This is a genomic window from Pirellulales bacterium (assembly GCA_019694435.1).
Classification (GTDB): Bacteria; Planctomycetota; Planctomycetia; order Pirellulales; family JAEUIK01; genus JAIBBZ01.
On sequence record JAIBBZ010000015.1, the window covers coordinates 110,270 to 124,146 of the forward strand.

12 protein-coding genes are annotated in these 13,877 nt (G+C 67.4%); 6 read left to right on the forward strand and 6 right to left on the reverse strand.

Translation table 11 applies throughout. The annotated features are described in order from the left end of the window. The first annotated feature begins 8 nt into the window (after positions 1–8). Positions 9–1,094, forward strand: a complete 1,086-nt coding sequence (lpxK, locus tag K1X74_13135; protein MBX7167267.1) for a tetraacyldisaccharide 4'-kinase — start codon at positions 9–11, stop codon at positions 1,092–1,094. On the opposite strand, the gene K1X74_13140 is transcribed toward lpxK, so the two are convergent. After that, positions 1,039–2,028 (reverse strand): hypothetical protein, encoded by a 990-nt coding sequence (locus K1X74_13140; GenBank protein ID MBX7167268.1) that lies wholly within the window; start codon positions 2,026–2,028, stop codon positions 1,039–1,041. The genes lpxK and K1X74_13140 overlap by 56 nt on opposite strands. A gap of 328 nt (positions 2,029–2,356) precedes the next feature. Between K1X74_13140 and rfaE2 the strand changes: the two genes are divergently transcribed. From rfaE2 to K1X74_13165, 5 genes are all read left to right on the forward strand, one after another. After that, the gene (gene rfaE2, locus K1X74_13145) at positions 2,357–3,940 is read left to right on the forward strand and encodes a D-glycero-beta-D-manno-heptose 1-phosphate adenylyltransferase (GenBank protein ID MBX7167269.1); all 1,584 of its coding nucleotides are present in this window, start codon (positions 2,357–2,359) and stop codon (positions 3,938–3,940) included. Further along, positions 3,937–5,022, forward strand: coding sequence for a lipopolysaccharide heptosyltransferase II (gene waaF, locus K1X74_13150; GenBank protein ID MBX7167270.1), 1,086 nt, complete (start codon positions 3,937–3,939; stop codon positions 5,020–5,022). Before rfaE2 ends, waaF begins: the two co-directional genes overlap by 4 nt. Continuing rightward, positions 5,019–6,716 carry a hypothetical protein gene (locus tag K1X74_13155; protein ID MBX7167271.1) on the forward strand — a complete coding sequence of 566 codons (1,698 nt, stop codon included), beginning with the start codon at positions 5,019–5,021 and terminating at the stop codon, positions 6,714–6,716. Before waaF ends, K1X74_13155 begins: the two co-directional genes overlap by 4 nt. Further along, on the forward strand, positions 6,713–7,879 hold the full coding sequence (locus K1X74_13160) for a glycosyltransferase family 4 protein (GenBank protein MBX7167272.1): 1,167 nt from the start codon (positions 6,713–6,715) through the stop codon (positions 7,877–7,879). Before K1X74_13155 ends, K1X74_13160 begins: the two co-directional genes overlap by 4 nt. 96 nt (positions 7,880–7,975) lie before the next feature. Continuing rightward, positions 7,976–10,039, forward strand: a complete 2,064-nt coding sequence (locus tag K1X74_13165; protein ID MBX7167273.1) for a radical SAM protein — start codon at positions 7,976–7,978, stop codon at positions 10,037–10,039. Between the two features lie 66 nt (positions 10,040–10,105). Here K1X74_13165 and K1X74_13170 read toward each other — a convergent pair whose 3' ends face one another. The 5 genes from K1X74_13170 to K1X74_13190 all read right to left on the reverse strand — a co-directional run bounded on the left by K1X74_13170 (position 10,106) and on the right by K1X74_13190 (position 13,871). Continuing rightward, positions 10,106–10,819: a glycosyltransferase family 2 protein gene (locus tag K1X74_13170; protein ID MBX7167274.1), complete on the reverse strand. Its 714-nt coding sequence runs from the start codon at positions 10,817–10,819 to the stop codon at positions 10,106–10,108. 112 nt (positions 10,820–10,931) lie between these two features. Next, entirely contained in the window at positions 10,932–11,240 is a 309-nt protein-coding gene (locus tag K1X74_13175; GenBank protein MBX7167275.1) for a BON domain-containing protein, read from the reverse strand. A 123-nt stretch (positions 11,241–11,363) separates the two neighbouring features. Next, on the reverse strand, positions 11,364–11,630 hold the full coding sequence (locus tag K1X74_13180) for a BON domain-containing protein (GenBank protein ID MBX7167276.1): 267 nt from the start codon (positions 11,628–11,630) through the stop codon (positions 11,364–11,366). Between the two features lie 315 nt (positions 11,631–11,945). Further along, positions 11,946–12,602, reverse strand: a complete 657-nt coding sequence (cysC, locus tag K1X74_13185) for an adenylyl-sulfate kinase (GenBank protein ID MBX7167277.1) — start codon at positions 12,600–12,602, stop codon at positions 11,946–11,948. 162 nt (positions 12,603–12,764) lie between these two features. After that, entirely contained in the window at positions 12,765–13,871 is a 1,107-nt protein-coding gene (locus K1X74_13190; GenBank protein MBX7167278.1) for an acyl-CoA/acyl-ACP dehydrogenase, read from the reverse strand. Positions 13,872–13,877: the final 6 nt, after the last annotated feature.

The window sequence follows — 13,877 nt, forward strand, 5'->3', positions numbered from 1 at the left end:
GGCCACGCGTGCTCGACGCCGATGCATTTCGCGCCCTCGTCTCGGGCCAGCGGCGCGGTTGGACGGCCTCCGCGCTGCGCGCCGGCTTGCGCCTGGCCGAGGGGCCCTATCGACTGGCCGTGGCGTGGCGCAATCGGCGCTACGACCGCGGCCGGCTGCCCATCGAGCGCGTCGGCGTGCCGGTCGTCAGCGTCGGCAACCTGACGCTGGGCGGAACGGGAAAAACGCCCCTGGTGGCCTGGCTGGCGCGGTGGCTGCGTACGCGCGGCGTGCGCGTGTCGATCGTCAGCCGTGGTTACGGCGCGCAGCACGGCGGCCGCAACGACGAGGCGCTGGAGCTCGAGCAACTGCTGCCCGACGTCCCGCATTTGCAGAACCCCGATCGAGCTGCGGCCGCGCGGGTCGCCGTCGAAGAGCTTGACACGCAGCTCATTCTGCTCGACGACGGGTTTCAGCATCGCCGGCTCGCGCGCGATCTGGACATCGTGCTGATCGATGCCCTGGCGCCGTTCGGCTACGAGCACGTGTTTCCCCGCGGAATGCTCCGCGAGCCGGCCGGGTCGCTGCGCCGCGCCGACGTCGTGGTGTTGTCGCGCGCCGATGCGATCGACGACGCGGCACGCGACGCGATTCGCCGGCGCGCGAAGACCCTCGCGCCGGGAGCCTGCTGGCTGACCGCGGCGCACGTGCCCGACGCCTGGCTCTGCGCCACGGGGCGCGCCGAACCGTTGGCCGCGCTCGCGGGCCGGCCGCTGGCGGCGTTCTGCGGTCTGGGCAACCCGCGCGGCTTCGAACATACGCTGGCCGCGGCCGGCATGCAGGTCGCTAGCTTCCGCACGTTTCCCGATCATCATGCGTATCACCGTACCGACGTCGAGGCGCTGGCCCACTGGGCCGAGGCGTGCGGCGCCGAGGCGCTGGTCTGCACGCACAAAGACCTGGTCAAGATCGGCGTCGATCGGCTCGGGCGCGTGCCGGTTTGGGCGCTGACGATTCGCCTCGAGCTGCAGGGGGACCTGGCCGCGCTCGAATCACAGCTTACGGCGCTGGCCGAGCGTGCGGCAGCCGCTCGACCGTCTGACGCCACAGCGTAGGAATCGTGCGGCGATGATCGCCGCAGAAGTAGTAGCTGCGGCCGCCGTCGGCCACGGTACGCACCAGGATCGTCTTCCACGGGCGGTAGTAATACTGCGGGTGATCCTTCGAGGGCGGACCGACCCGGTAGCCCTCGGGCAGCTCGACCAGATCGAACACGGCGGTGGTGAAATGGCAGATCGGCTCGCCGCGCTGCCGGGCCACGTTGCGGGCCATCGACAGCGCCTTGAGATACACCTCGGGCCCGGTGACGGCCGAACCAATGTTCAGGAACACGCCCCCTTCGAGGTCCTGTACCGCGCGCGCGAGGATCAGAAAATCGGTATAGCTCGCCGCGCCGAGCGCGGCGCCGTCGCAATTGGCATGGGCGTGGATGATGTCGCTGCCCACGCTGACGTGACACGTGACCGGCACTCCGCAACGCCACCCGGCGGCGGCCAGGCTCAAGGCGCGATGCTCGAACTGCTCGGTTTCGATCACGCGCCCGACGGCCTCGCCCAGGCCCTCGCCGCGCTCGGCCCCTGCGCGAATCACGTCGTTCAAGCGGCTGGTCTGCTGCCACAGTCCAAACTGCCCGACCTTGATCCACTTGGGCACGTCTTCGCTCGTGCCGCCGCCCAGGGCCAGTTCGTAATCGTGAATGATCCCGGCGCCGTTGGTCGCCAGGTGCGTCACCAGGCCGCGCTCGATCAGGTCGATCAAGAACCGCGACAGCCCGAGCTTGATCGGGTGCCCGCCGATCATGACGATCACCGGGCGTGCCCGGCGGCGGGCCTCGACCAGCTGCTCGACCAGTTCGACGAACTCGGGATGCTCGTAGGCCGGCACGGCGGCATCGAGCGGCAGGCAGGCGTCGGCGGTGAGATCGTGGCCCCGCTCGGCCAGGTCGCGGAGCACGATCTGGCTGCGGTCGAACAGTTCGTAACGGCTCACGACCCTCGATCCTTTCGCCTGCCAGCGTGCTAGCACATTGCCCCTGCCGCGGCGCCTTATACCAGCGCCGCAGTGCAGTGACAAAGCCCGGCCCACGGCCGGCGCGCTGCGGTTGACCCCGTGTCGCGACACGGCCTATCCTCTGTCGCCGCGATTTCGCGTCGAGCGGCGTGCGCGCACCGTTGGCCGTGCCCCGCGTCGGCGACCCCGGTCGCGATCGCGTGCGCAACGGGCCCCGGGCCGACCCCAGGCCATGTGTAGTGCGCCGGCACCGTGCTGCGTGACCGCGGGCCAGAAGACATCGTGTGCGTCCAAGGATGGACCCGGCATGAGCGCGTCGTCGTTGTTGGATTGCCTGGAATTGCTGGGCCGGCCTCGCCTGCTCGTCCTCGGCGACTTGATTCTCGACCGCTATACCTGGGGCGACGCCGAACGCGTCAGCCAAGAGGCTCCGGTCATCTTGCTGCGCACCGACCGGCGCGACGATCGCCTGGGCGGCGCGGCCAACGTGTGCCACATGCTGCGCGGGCTCGAGGCCGAGGTCACCTGCGCCGGCCTGGTCGGCGACGACGAGCAGGGCCGCGAGCTGCTCGAGCTGCTCGCGCGGTCGGGCGTCGACGCTTCGTCGGTGCTGGTCGACCCGAGCCGCCCCACGACGCTCAAAGAACGCTTCATTGGCCGTGCCGCGGGCCGGCACCCGCACCAGATTCTGCGCGTCGACCGCGAAGAGCGGCATGCGCTGGATCGCAAGTTGGGCGAGCGCATGTTGGCCGGCCTCGTCGACCGCCTCGACCAATTCGCGGCGATCTTGATTTCCGACTATGCGAAGGGGGTTTGCACGCCTGAGGTGTTGCGGCCGCTGATCGCGGCGGGCCGGTCGGCAGGTGTCCCGGTGATCGTCGATCCCGTGCGCGGCGGCGATTATGCGCCCTATCGCGGTGCGACGACGATGACCCCCAACCGGCTCGAGGCCGAGCTGGCCACGGGCCGCAAGATCGCGCAGCCCGCAGACGCGGTGCCCGCCGGTTACGACCTCTGCCAACGGCTCGACCTGCAGTGCGCCATCCTCACGCTGGACAAGGACGGCATGGTCCTGGTCGATGCCCAGGGACAGGGCGAACTTTTTCCCACGCGCGTCCGCGAGGTGTACGACATCACCGGCGCGGGCGACATGGTGCTTTCGACGATTGGCCTGGCGCTGGCCTCGGGTTTGACGCCGGCCGACGCCGTGCGGCTGGGAAACGTGGCCGGCGGCCTCGAGGTCGAAAAGGTCGGCGTGGCGCAAGTCAGCCGCGCCGAGATCCGCGCGGAAATCCTCGCCCGCGAAGGCGGCAACCGCCGGCACATCCTGGCGATCGACGAGCTGGCTGCCGCGGTCCAGCGGCACCAGGCGCAGGGTCAGCGCGTCGTGTTTACCAACGGCTGCTTCGACCTGTTGCACGTGGGGCACGTCACCTATCTCGAAGAAGCCGCGCAACTGGGCGACGTGCTGATCGTCGGCCTGAACAGCGATGCCAGCGTGCGGCGGCTCAAAGGGCCCTCGCGGCCGGTGATCAACCAGCACGATCGGTCCTTGATGCTCGCGTCGCTGGCCTCGGTCGATTACGTGATCGTTTTCGACGAGGCCACGCCGCACGCCCTGCTGCATCGCCTGCGCCCGGACGTGCTCGTCAAAGGCGGAACCTATGCCCCGCACGAAGTCGTCGGCCACGAGGTGGTCGAGGCCTACGGCGGGCAGGTTTGCGTGACGGGCGTCGTACCGGGCCGTTCGACCACGGCCATCCTCGCCTCGGTCGGAGTGCCCGCGCCCGGCACCGCTGCGCCCCCGGCGCTGAGCATCTTTGCGCCGGACGACGTGGCGCCCCGTCATGAAAGTCTCGGATCGGGCCAGGTGTGGCGCGAATCGGCGTGAGAGTCCTCGCAGGCGGGCCCCGTACGAACATGCACCTCGGCGTCTTTCTCCCCAACTGGATCGGCGACGTCGTGATGGCGACGCCCGCGCTCCGGGCCTTGCGCCATCACTTTCCCCAAGCGCGAATTACCGGCTTGCTGCGGCCGTACGTGGCCGATGTACTGGCCGGCACCTCTTGGCTCGACGCGACCATCCCCTACGATCCGCGCGGCAAGGACGCGGCACAGCGGACGCTGAGTCTATTGCGCCGGATGCGGCGCGAACGGTTCGACGCCATCGTCCTGCTGACCGGCAGCTTTCGCACGGCGCTGTTGGCCTGGGCAAGCGGTGCGGCGCGGCGCGTCGGCTATGCGCGACACGGCCGCGCGCTGCTGTTGACCGACCGCCTCGAGGTACCCCGCGTCGGCGGGCGGATCGTGCCAGCGCCGGTGCTCGATGCCTACCTGCAGTTGGCCTATCGCCTGGGCTGTCCGAGCGAGTCGCCGCGGATGGAGCTGGCCACGTTACCCGCCGACGAAGCGGCCGCCGATGCGGTCTGGCAACGGCTGGGGCTCGCGCCGGCATCGCACGTCGTCTGCTTCAACATCGGCGGCGCATACGGTGCGGCAAAGCTCTGGCCGAGCGAATATTTCGCCGCCCTGGCCCAGCGGTTGGCTGCGCAACGGCATTGCCAGGTCCTGGTGCTTTGTGGACCACACGAACGCGAGGCGGCGCGGCGGATCGTGTCGATGGCCGGACATCCGCACGTCACGAGCCTCGCCGATGGCCCGACGACGCTCGGGCTGATCAAGGCCTGCGTCCGGCGCAGCGAGTTGCTGATCTCGACCGACAGCGGCCCGCGTCATTTTGCACCGGCCTTCGACGTCCCGGTGATCACGTTGTTCGGACCCACGCACATCGCCTGGAGCGAGACGCACTACGCGCGTGCCGTGCATTTGCAGGTCGACGTGCCTTGCGGACCGTGTCAACGGCGGGTCTGCCCGCTGGGGCATCATCGCTGCATGCGTGATTTGTCGGTCGATCAAGTTTTCGCCGCGGCCAGCGCGATGCTCGGCCGCGCGGCCCACGAACAGGCGGCGTGAGGACCCCTTCCCCGATGCAGGCGTTCGAGTGGATTGATCCTGAGTATCGTTCGTGGCTGGCCGGGCATGGTCTGGACCGGTTGGCGACCATCGCGGCGCGTACCGACACGAACGTCGTCTCCGAGGGGCACCGCGGCCGCTGCACGAAACGTCTCGTGGTGCGAGGCCCCGCTCCGGCGACCCTGTATCTCAAGCTCGAAACGCGCACGCCGTGGAAAGACCTGGTCGCGCATGCCGTCGGCGGCCGCGGCTGGTGGACCAAGGCGCGTACCGAGTTCGAAGTGCTCCGCTATTTGCGCGGGCAGGGCATCCTCGCGCCGCGCCCCTTGGCCTGTTTCCAGAACGGATTTCCCCGGCCGCAGGCGTGCCTGGTGCTGGCCGAGTTGCAGGGCTTCCAGACGTTGCACGAATCGCTCGCCGCTGCGCGCGGCGCCGGCAACGAGCGGCGGACCCTGTTCACCCGCGTCGGACGTGAAATCGCGCGGCTGCATGCAACCGGCGTCGCCCAGCCGGACTTGTATTCGAGCCACGTCTGGGTGGGGACCGCTTCGCCCCGGCCGATCGCGTTCATCGACCTGCAGCGCAGCGTTCGCCGGCGCACGGTGTCGCGCCGCGAGCGGTTGCGCGACCTGGCGGCGTTGTTCGCCACCTTGCCGCCGCGGTTGGCCGACGAAGGCGATCGCCGCGAGCTTTGCCGGGCATATCTCGACGCGGGCGGGCATCCGGCCCGACCGGCCGACGCGGACCAATTGCTTGCCGAGATCGAGCTGCGCTGCCAACGGTTGCTGCGACGCCGCAAGATCTGGGAGATTCGCGAAAGCGATACAGACGCACATCGCAGTGTGCATCGCCTGGCCTCGATCGATCAAGGCCGGATGTGGATCGACCGCGACTATCAAGAGCTGCTCGCCGCGAATGGGCTGGCGTCGTTTCAGGCCATGATGAACACCGCACGTGGTACTCAACTGCGCGCCTTGCGTGACCGTGAAAACTGGCGGCTCGAGCTGCATGCCGCGCATGCTGCCACGCAGGGTGCGTACCTCAAGAAACATCACATTCGCACCGCCAGCACCTGGGCCCGGGCTCGCGTGGGCCTTGGGCCGCGGGCCAGCGCCGGGCGGATCGAGGCCGAAAACGTCGCGCGCCTGCAGCGCGGCGGAATCGCGGCGATGCGGCTGTTGGCTTATGGCGAACAATTGCACGAAAACGGCCGGTTCGAATCGTTCGTGCTGACCGAAGAACTACAAGGCTGCGAACAGCTCGATCACTTTCTGCGCCGACGATTTCCGGCGCGGCCGGCCGACTGTCCGCGGCGGCGAATCGACGATCTCGATCGGCTGATCGAAATGGTCGCCGACGTGACCGCGCGGTTTCACCTGCTTGGCTACAACCACCGCGACTTGTACTGCTGCCATTTCTTCATTCGTGAGACCGACCCCGGCGAGTTTGCGGTCCATTTGATCGACCTACAACGAGTCGAACACCGACGCTTTCGCCGGCAGCGCTGGGTGATCAAGGACCTGGCCCAATTGGCTTATTCGGCGCCGCGCGACCGCGTGAGCTGCACCCAGCGATTGGCCTTCATCAAGCGTTACCTCGGTACCACGCGATTGCAGCCGCGGCACAAACGGTTCATTCGCCGGATCCTGGCGAAACAGCACCGCATGGAGCGCAGCGAGGGATTGCACCCATGAACGCGTCCATCAGCCGCCCGGCAGTTCGACAGCGACGGATCGGGCTGGTGCTCGACCGGTTCGATCCGCGCCGGGGCGGAGTCGAGCAGTGGACGTACCAGTACGTCCGGTTCCTGCTGGCGGCGGGACACGAAGTGCACGCGTTGGCCCGCGATTTCGCGCCCGCGATTGCCGCTAGTGGCTGCCATGTGCATCGCCTCGAAGCGCCGCGATCGCGGCTGGCGCTGGCTGCCGAGGCCGAGCGCCAATTGCGGCGGCTCCGGCTCGACGTCGTACACGACACCGGCACCGGTTGGTACTGCGACGTCTTTCAACCACACGGCGGCTCGCGCCGCGCCAGCTTCGAACAGAACCTGCTGCTGACCGCCCCGTGGCAGCGTTCGCTGAAACGCGCGGCCGCGGCCTGGTTGCCGCGCTATCGCGAGTTTCGTGCCCTGGCCGCGCGCCAGTTGGCCGACGACGGCCGGCTCGTGCTGGCCCTCTCGCGGCGCGTGGCCGATGACCTGATGCGCTACGACGGCGTAACGCCTGAGCGGATACGCATCGTCTACAACGGCGTCGATACGGCCCGGTTCTCCCCGTCGCATCGCGAGCGGCACCGGCAACTCGTTCGCGCGCGGCTGGAAATCGGCCCCGAGGAAGTCGTGCTGCTGATCGTCGCGCACAACTTTCGGCTCAAGGGCGTGCCCACGCTGCTCGCGGCTGCAATGTCCGCGCGGCGCGCCGGCCGGCCGGCGCGGGTCGTGGTCGTCGGCGGCAAGGCCCCGCGCACGGGCAACACCGACGGCATCACCTTCGTCGGCCCGGTCGACGATTGCGTGCCCTACTACGCCGCCGCCGATATCTACGTGCAGCCGACCTATTACGACCCGTGCAGCCTCGTCGTGCTCGAGGCCCTGGCCAGTGGGCTGCCGGTCATCACCAGCCGGTTCAACGGCGCCGGCGAATTGCTCGTCCGCGGGCGCGAAGGCGATTTGCTCGACGATCCCGGCAGCCCCGAGGAATTGCTGCAAGCCCTCGAACCGCTGTGGGACGCCGGTAATCGGGCGCGCTACGGCCAGGCGGCCCGGGCCCTGGCCTGCGAACACACACTGCGCCGCAATTGCCAGGAGATTCTGGCCGTTTATGACGAACTTCCCGGCGGGACTCGTCAGGCGGCGTAAAGATTTGCGCCGCGGGGTGCGCGGTTTCTTTCCCCCCGCGCGGGCCGGCCTTATAGTAGGGTTCTCCGCCCCTTTTTGGGCCACTTCGAGGGCTCCATGGCATTTTCCGTCGCGCTGGCCGATCTGAGGCATAACTACGGCGGCGTCCTGGCCACCGATTGCATGCCCTTGGGCATCGGCTACATCAAGGCCGTGATGGATCGCGACTTGCCCGGGGTGAGTTCGTCGCTGCACGCCTATCCCGACACGCTGCTGGCCGAGTTGCTGCAGTCGCCCCCGGACGTGCTCATGTTGAGCAACTACGTCTGGAACGAGGCGCTCAGCCTGCGCTTCGCGCGGCTGGCCAAGACCCTGCGCCCTGACACGCTCGTCGTGATGGGCGGACCCAACATCCCCAACGAGCCCGAGCGGCAAATCGAATTTCTCGCCGCGCGGCCCGAGCTGGACGCCTACCTGCTCGGCGAAGGTGATTTTCTCGCCACCGAAATCGTGGCGCGGTACCTGGCCGTCGACGCGTGCCGGGCGCGCCTGGGTGAGGATGAGCTGCACAGCAGCGTCTATCGCCGGCCAGACGGCGCCGTGGTCCGCGGCGCGCCGCATGCGCGGCATCGCCACGTCGACGAGATTCCCTCGCCGTGGCTCACGGGCATCATGGACCACTTCTTCGACGGCAAACTGGCCCCGATGATCGAAACCAATCGCGGCTGCCCGTTTCGCTGTTCGTTCTGCGTGCAAGGCCAGGAGTGGTACACCAAGGTCCACAACTTTTCGACCGAGCGGCTGCTGGCCGAGCTCGATCGCATTGCCGAGCTGATCCAGCGCCGCAGCCCACAGATGGGCACGCTGCGGATCGCCGATGCGAACTACGGCATGTACGAGCGCGACGTCGATATCTCGCGGCACATCGGGCGCATTCAGCAGCGCACGGGCTGGCCGACCTTTATCGACGCCACGACGGGCAAGAACCGCGCCGACCGCATTCTCCAATCGCTCGAACAGGTCAACGGTGCGCTGGTGCTCTACCAGGCCGTGCAGTCGCTCGACGAAGAGGTGCTGCGCAATGTTCGCCGCTCGAGCATCAAGCTGGCCGCGTACGAACAGATCCAGATCTATATGCGCGGCCGGGGGCTGCGCTCCAGCTCCGACCTGATCCTCGGACTACCCGGCGAATCGCTCGCCACGCACACCGCCGGGCTGTTTCGCATGCTCGATGCCGGTACCGATCAGATGCACTGCTTCCAGGCGATGATGCTCAAGGGCTCCGAGCTCGAAGAGCTGCGCACCCGCGAGCAGTTCCATTTCGAGACGCGGTTCCGGGTGCTGCCGAAGAATTTCGGCGTATATGCCGACGAACGCGTATTCGATATCGAAGAGATCATCGTCGCGACGGACACGCTGCCGTTCGAAGACTACATCCGTGCCCGCAAACTGCACCTGGCGTTCAGCATCTTCTGGAACGACGGGTGGTTCGCGCCCCTGCTGCAAGTCGTCCAGCGCGAGGGTATCGCCGGCTCGGCCTGGCTGCAGGCGATGCTCGATGCGATGATTGGCGATCGCGGCGTCGTCGGACGATTGCTCGACGAATTCGAGACCGAAACCCGCAATGAGCTGTTCGACACGCGCGACGCCTGCGCCGCGTTCTATGCCCAGGACGACAACTTCGCCCGGCTGCAGCGCGGCGAAATCGGCGACAACCTGATGTACAAGTACCGCGCTCGCGCGTCTTTCTTTGACTGGGTCGACGTTTGTGCGTTGGCCGTGCAGGCCACGGCCCAACTGCTCGCGGATACCGGTGGGCAAGTGCCCGAGGAGCATGCCACCGCGTTTTGGCGCGACGTCGGCAAGTACGTCGAGCTGCGGCATGCTTCGGGTCAGCACCTCGACGAAGTCCTCGCCCCGCAGGCAGCAGATTTCAGCTACGACATCATGGCGTGGCTCGAAACCGGCCGCCCGCGCGATGCCGCCGCGTTTCGCCTGGCGCAGCCGAGGCGCTACGAGTTCGAACTGACGCCTGAGGGCGCGCGGGAACTGAGCGCGGCGTTCCAGGTATGGGAAAGCAAGATGATCGGCCTCTCGAAGCTGGTCACGCGGATCCGGGTCCATTCCCAAGTCCGCCAACCGCGCGCCGTCGAGCCGGCGGCCGCGGCGCTCGAGAATTGACGCGCTTAAGACTCGCCGCCCCGCGTGTCGGCTGGGGCATGCCATCTGGCGATTGGGCCGTGCCAACTAGGCCGTGAAGCGAAAGCGCACCAGCGAACCAAACGTCGAGGCTGCGGCGCGCCAGTTGACGACGTGCGACTTGCCCGCGGCGCGGACCTGGGCGAGCGCATTCACCTCGAGCACTTCGAGGCCGATCCGCCGGGCCTTGATCACCAGCTCGCTGTCGAGGAACCAATCGTGCGACGCGAGCGTCAAGGCCGGCAGCGCAGCGCGGGGCCAGACTTTCGGGTTGGCGTTGATATCGAACGTGCCTAGCCCGCCGAAGAGCACGTTGGCCAGCGCGTTGAAGGCCCAGGTGAAGAACTGTCGCTTCCAGCCGTCGAGCCGAAACCGCCGCCGCACCATCACCAACACGGGGCGCCGCGCGGCCTCGGCCGTAGCAAACACGCGCAACACGTCGGCCGCAGCAATCGGCCCATCCGCGTCGAACAGGCCCACCCAGGCACCGGTCGCGGCTTGGAGTCCCTGCAGGACGCCGTAGCCTTTGCCGCGATTGACGGGTACCTGCACCAGGCGCACGGGCCAGCCGCGGTCGATGAGCTCGGTGATGCGGGCCGCCGTATCGTCGGTCGAACCGTTGTCGACCAGGAGCAGCTCGATCGCGACGCCTTCGCTGTGAAAGACGCGGACCAGCCCCGCGGCCGTCGCTTCGAGGCACGCAGCTTCGTTGTAACAGGGAATCACGAGCGACAGTCGCGGTTCACCGGGCTGCGCGCTCATCGAAAGAATTGCCCAGACGACGGTCAACGACCTGAGAAAACCCCAACCTCTGGCTGGGACAATGGTCGTCTGGGGCGTGCACGCTTGTCAAGCGACGCGGAACCGGGCGCGTTCAGCGCACTTCGATGCGATTGGTCAGCCGGAGTTTGCCAACCACCGTCCGCGCCGCGTGCTGCGCCAGTTGTTTACAGTGAAAACTGGGGCATTCACCGGACAACAACACCTCGTCGCGACACACTTCGACGCGCAAACCGCGCACTCGACCGCCCGTGCGCGACTTCACAGCCTGCTCGACTCGGTCCGAGAGCGAATCCTCGTCCGCGACGTCGGGAACCGCGGGCTGGGCCGGTGCTACGGCACGGGCAGCAGCGTACGGCGCCGGGGCAGCGTGCCCGGAGTGATAGGCCTGGGGAGCAACCATGACATTTTTCCCTGCGATGACGCGGACGCAGTCTTCGCGACTGATTGCGCCATTCTACGGCCGAAGCTTCGCCTAGGTTCAGGCCGAACGGTGCGACAAAGCGGCGCACGCGAATGTTGCACGTCAATCGCGCAGCGATAGCAAGATCGAAGGCGAATCGTGCGGCACCAGCACTTCGACCGCATTCACGACGGCAACGCCTTCGGCCACCGCGCGAATCAGTTCCTGCGCTAGCTGCTTGTGATAGAAGCAGGACACGTTGCCCGAGAGTACCAAGGCGTCGCCGATGCGCTCGACGCGCAACACGCGCAGGTCATAGATTGGGCTGCGCGCGAGGGCCAACTGCGCCCGCGGTTCGACATCCTTCGCATTCACAAGCGGGGCACTCATGCATCCTGCTCCTCGACGCTTGTACCGTAGGGGCACAAGCCGGAACTTGGCCTACGGCAGGCCGATCCAACCGCAGCCCGTCGGCGTTTCCATATCGCCGCTTGGGCACCCCTGATCGCAGTCCATACACCGGGTGTGAGGTCGAGGTGAAACCGGAATTCGCGCTGGCAGCTGCAGAAACACAAATCCAAGTATTGAGCACTCTAATCCTGTCAGAGAAAAACTGTCAATCCCCGGGGGCGCGCACTCCGAGCGCTACGGACGCTCTGCCAGGCATCCCGCGTTAGATTTGTCGATCGAAAACCGCGTACCGTGCTAGCTGATCTTACCCAGCTTGCGCAGGAACCCGATTACCTCGTCGGACAGCGTTTCGGCGTCCTTCTTGGCCGCATCGAGCACCAGTTCCGGCTTCTCCGGGGCTTCGTACGGATCGTCGATGCCGGTGAAGCCTTTGATTTCGCCGGCGCGGGCCTTCTTGTACAGGCCCTTCGGGTCGCGTGCCTCGCACACTTCGATCGGTGCATCGACCAGAATCTCAATGAAATCGCCATCCTTCATCGTGGCCCGCACGGCGTCGCGATCGCGGCGATAGGGGCTGATAAAGGCCGTCAGCGTGATGAGCCCCGCTTCGCTGAACAGTTTGGCAACGGCGCCGATGCGGCGGATGTTTTCCTCGCGATCCTGGGCCGAGAACCCGAGACCGAACCGCTTGGCGAATTCCTCACCGTGCCGCTCCTTGAGCATCCCAGGCCCGGCGTTGAGGCCGTGCCGCACATTGTCGCCGTCGAGCACGAAGCTGCGGATGCCCAGCGAGTGGAGCTTGTGGTCTACCAGGTTCGAAACCGTGCTCTTGCCACAACCGCTGAGGCCCGTGAACCAGACGACGCACCCCTTGTGTTTGTTGAGCTGCTCGCGCTCCTCGCGAGAAACCGAGTGGTCGTGCCAGACAACGTGGGGCTCTTGATGACTCATGGCAGGCAGGTCCCTTTCAGGGGGGCTCCAGGCAGGATGGCGGGCCGTCGGCACGCTCTGGGGTGCCTCGGCCGAAATTCGGGGAAACGCCCATGATATCGGCCGCGCCGCGGCAGACAAAGGGGACCGACCAGGTCTTTCCGGCCCGCGGTCCAGGACCTTCTAGAGGCCCGCCAGTTCGCACAAATTGGCCGAGAGCACGGGTTGCGGGCAGCTCCAGACCAGGAAGAACAGGGCCTCGCGGCACCAGCGTCCGGCCGGATGCCCGGCGACGTACCCGGCCCCCTTGGCCGCACCCAGCGCGGCTTGCGTTGCCCGCAGCACCAGGCTGTTGGCTGCGGCGCGAAAATCGTTGTTCGCTTGCGAGGTCGACGTCGCCGGATCGAGCAGGCGCTCGACCAGCGCGGCTTGCTCTTCACCGAGCCGCTCGGCAATCGGAGCCAAATCGCTGCGCCGCTGCGCTTCGCCGTACAAGAAGTCGATTGCCGCGCGCGCCAGGCCGAGCGCCAGGGCCGAGGTCTGCAAGCCTCCGGTCCCGGCGCCCTGTCCGGTACTCATGACATTTTCAACGGGCCCGGCCAGCAGCCATTCGCGCGCAACCTCGACGCGCCGGCAATGCACTTCGCCCGTATGGCTGGCGGACAAGCCGACCAGGTTTGCCGGCGGCGGCACCTCGACTCCGGGCAAATTGGTCGGCAGCGCAACAAGCACCTGGCGACCGTCGTCGAGCGTCGCGCCGGTTACGATCTGCGCCGCATGGCAGCCCCCAGTCACCCAGGGACTGTATCCGTCGAGCACGTAACCTGCCGAAGTCTCCTCGGCGCGAAGCACGGCGCGGGCCATATGGCGGCGGCTGGTCGTCAGATGCGAGATCCCGACGGTGGCAAACGAGCGTCCCGCCACCAGGTCGGGCAACAGCCGCTGCGCCGCGAGTTCGTTGGCAGAGCCGGCGATTCGCCGGCAGGCCCCCACACGCTGCGTGAGAATAAACGCCGTGGTCAGACACGCCGCGCCCAGCTGCACGTACGCCTTGAGAATCTCCGTCTCGCTCCACTCCTGCCCACCCCATCGAGCCGGGAGGAACCAGCCGTGCACGCCGTAGGCGGCGCAGCGCTGCAACTGCATCGCGGGCCAAGCCCCGGAAGCGTCCAGGGCTTCGGCAGCCGCAGCTAACTCGAGGCAAAGCTGCGCCAGCGCAGGATCGTCCGGCGAGCGCACCTGGCGGGCCTCGCCAACCGGCGACAGGGCCGAGGCGGGTTCGTCGAGCATGGCGGA

Bases quoted from the DNA above. Each gene is read 5' to 3' on its own strand.
- K1X74_13160 (MBX7167272.1), top strand. From the start codon at position 6,713: ATGAACGCGTCCATCAGCCGCCCGGCAGTTCGACAGCGACGGATCGGG.
- K1X74_13175 (MBX7167275.1), bottom strand. From the start codon at position 11,240: ATGGTTGCTCCCCAGGCCTATCACTCCGGGCACGCTGCCCCGGCGCCG.
- K1X74_13180 (MBX7167276.1), bottom strand. From the start codon at position 11,630: ATGAGTGCCCCGCTTGTGAATGCGAAGGATGTCGAACCGCGGGCGCAG.
- cysC (MBX7167277.1), bottom strand. From the start codon at position 12,602: ATGAGTCATCAAGAGCCCCACGTTGTCTGGCACGACCACTCGGTTTCT.
- K1X74_13190 (MBX7167278.1), bottom strand. From the start codon at position 13,871: ATGCTCGACGAACCCGCCTCGGCCCTGTCGCCGGTTGGCGAGGCCCGC.
- K1X74_13165 (MBX7167273.1), top strand. From the start codon at position 7,976: ATGGCATTTTCCGTCGCGCTGGCCGATCTGAGGCATAACTACGGCGGC.
- K1X74_13170 (MBX7167274.1), bottom strand. From the start codon at position 10,819: ATGAGCGCGCAGCCCGGTGAACCGCGACTGTCGCTCGTGATTCCCTGT.
- rfaE2 (MBX7167269.1), top strand. From the start codon at position 2,357: ATGAGCGCGTCGTCGTTGTTGGATTGCCTGGAATTGCTGGGCCGGCCT.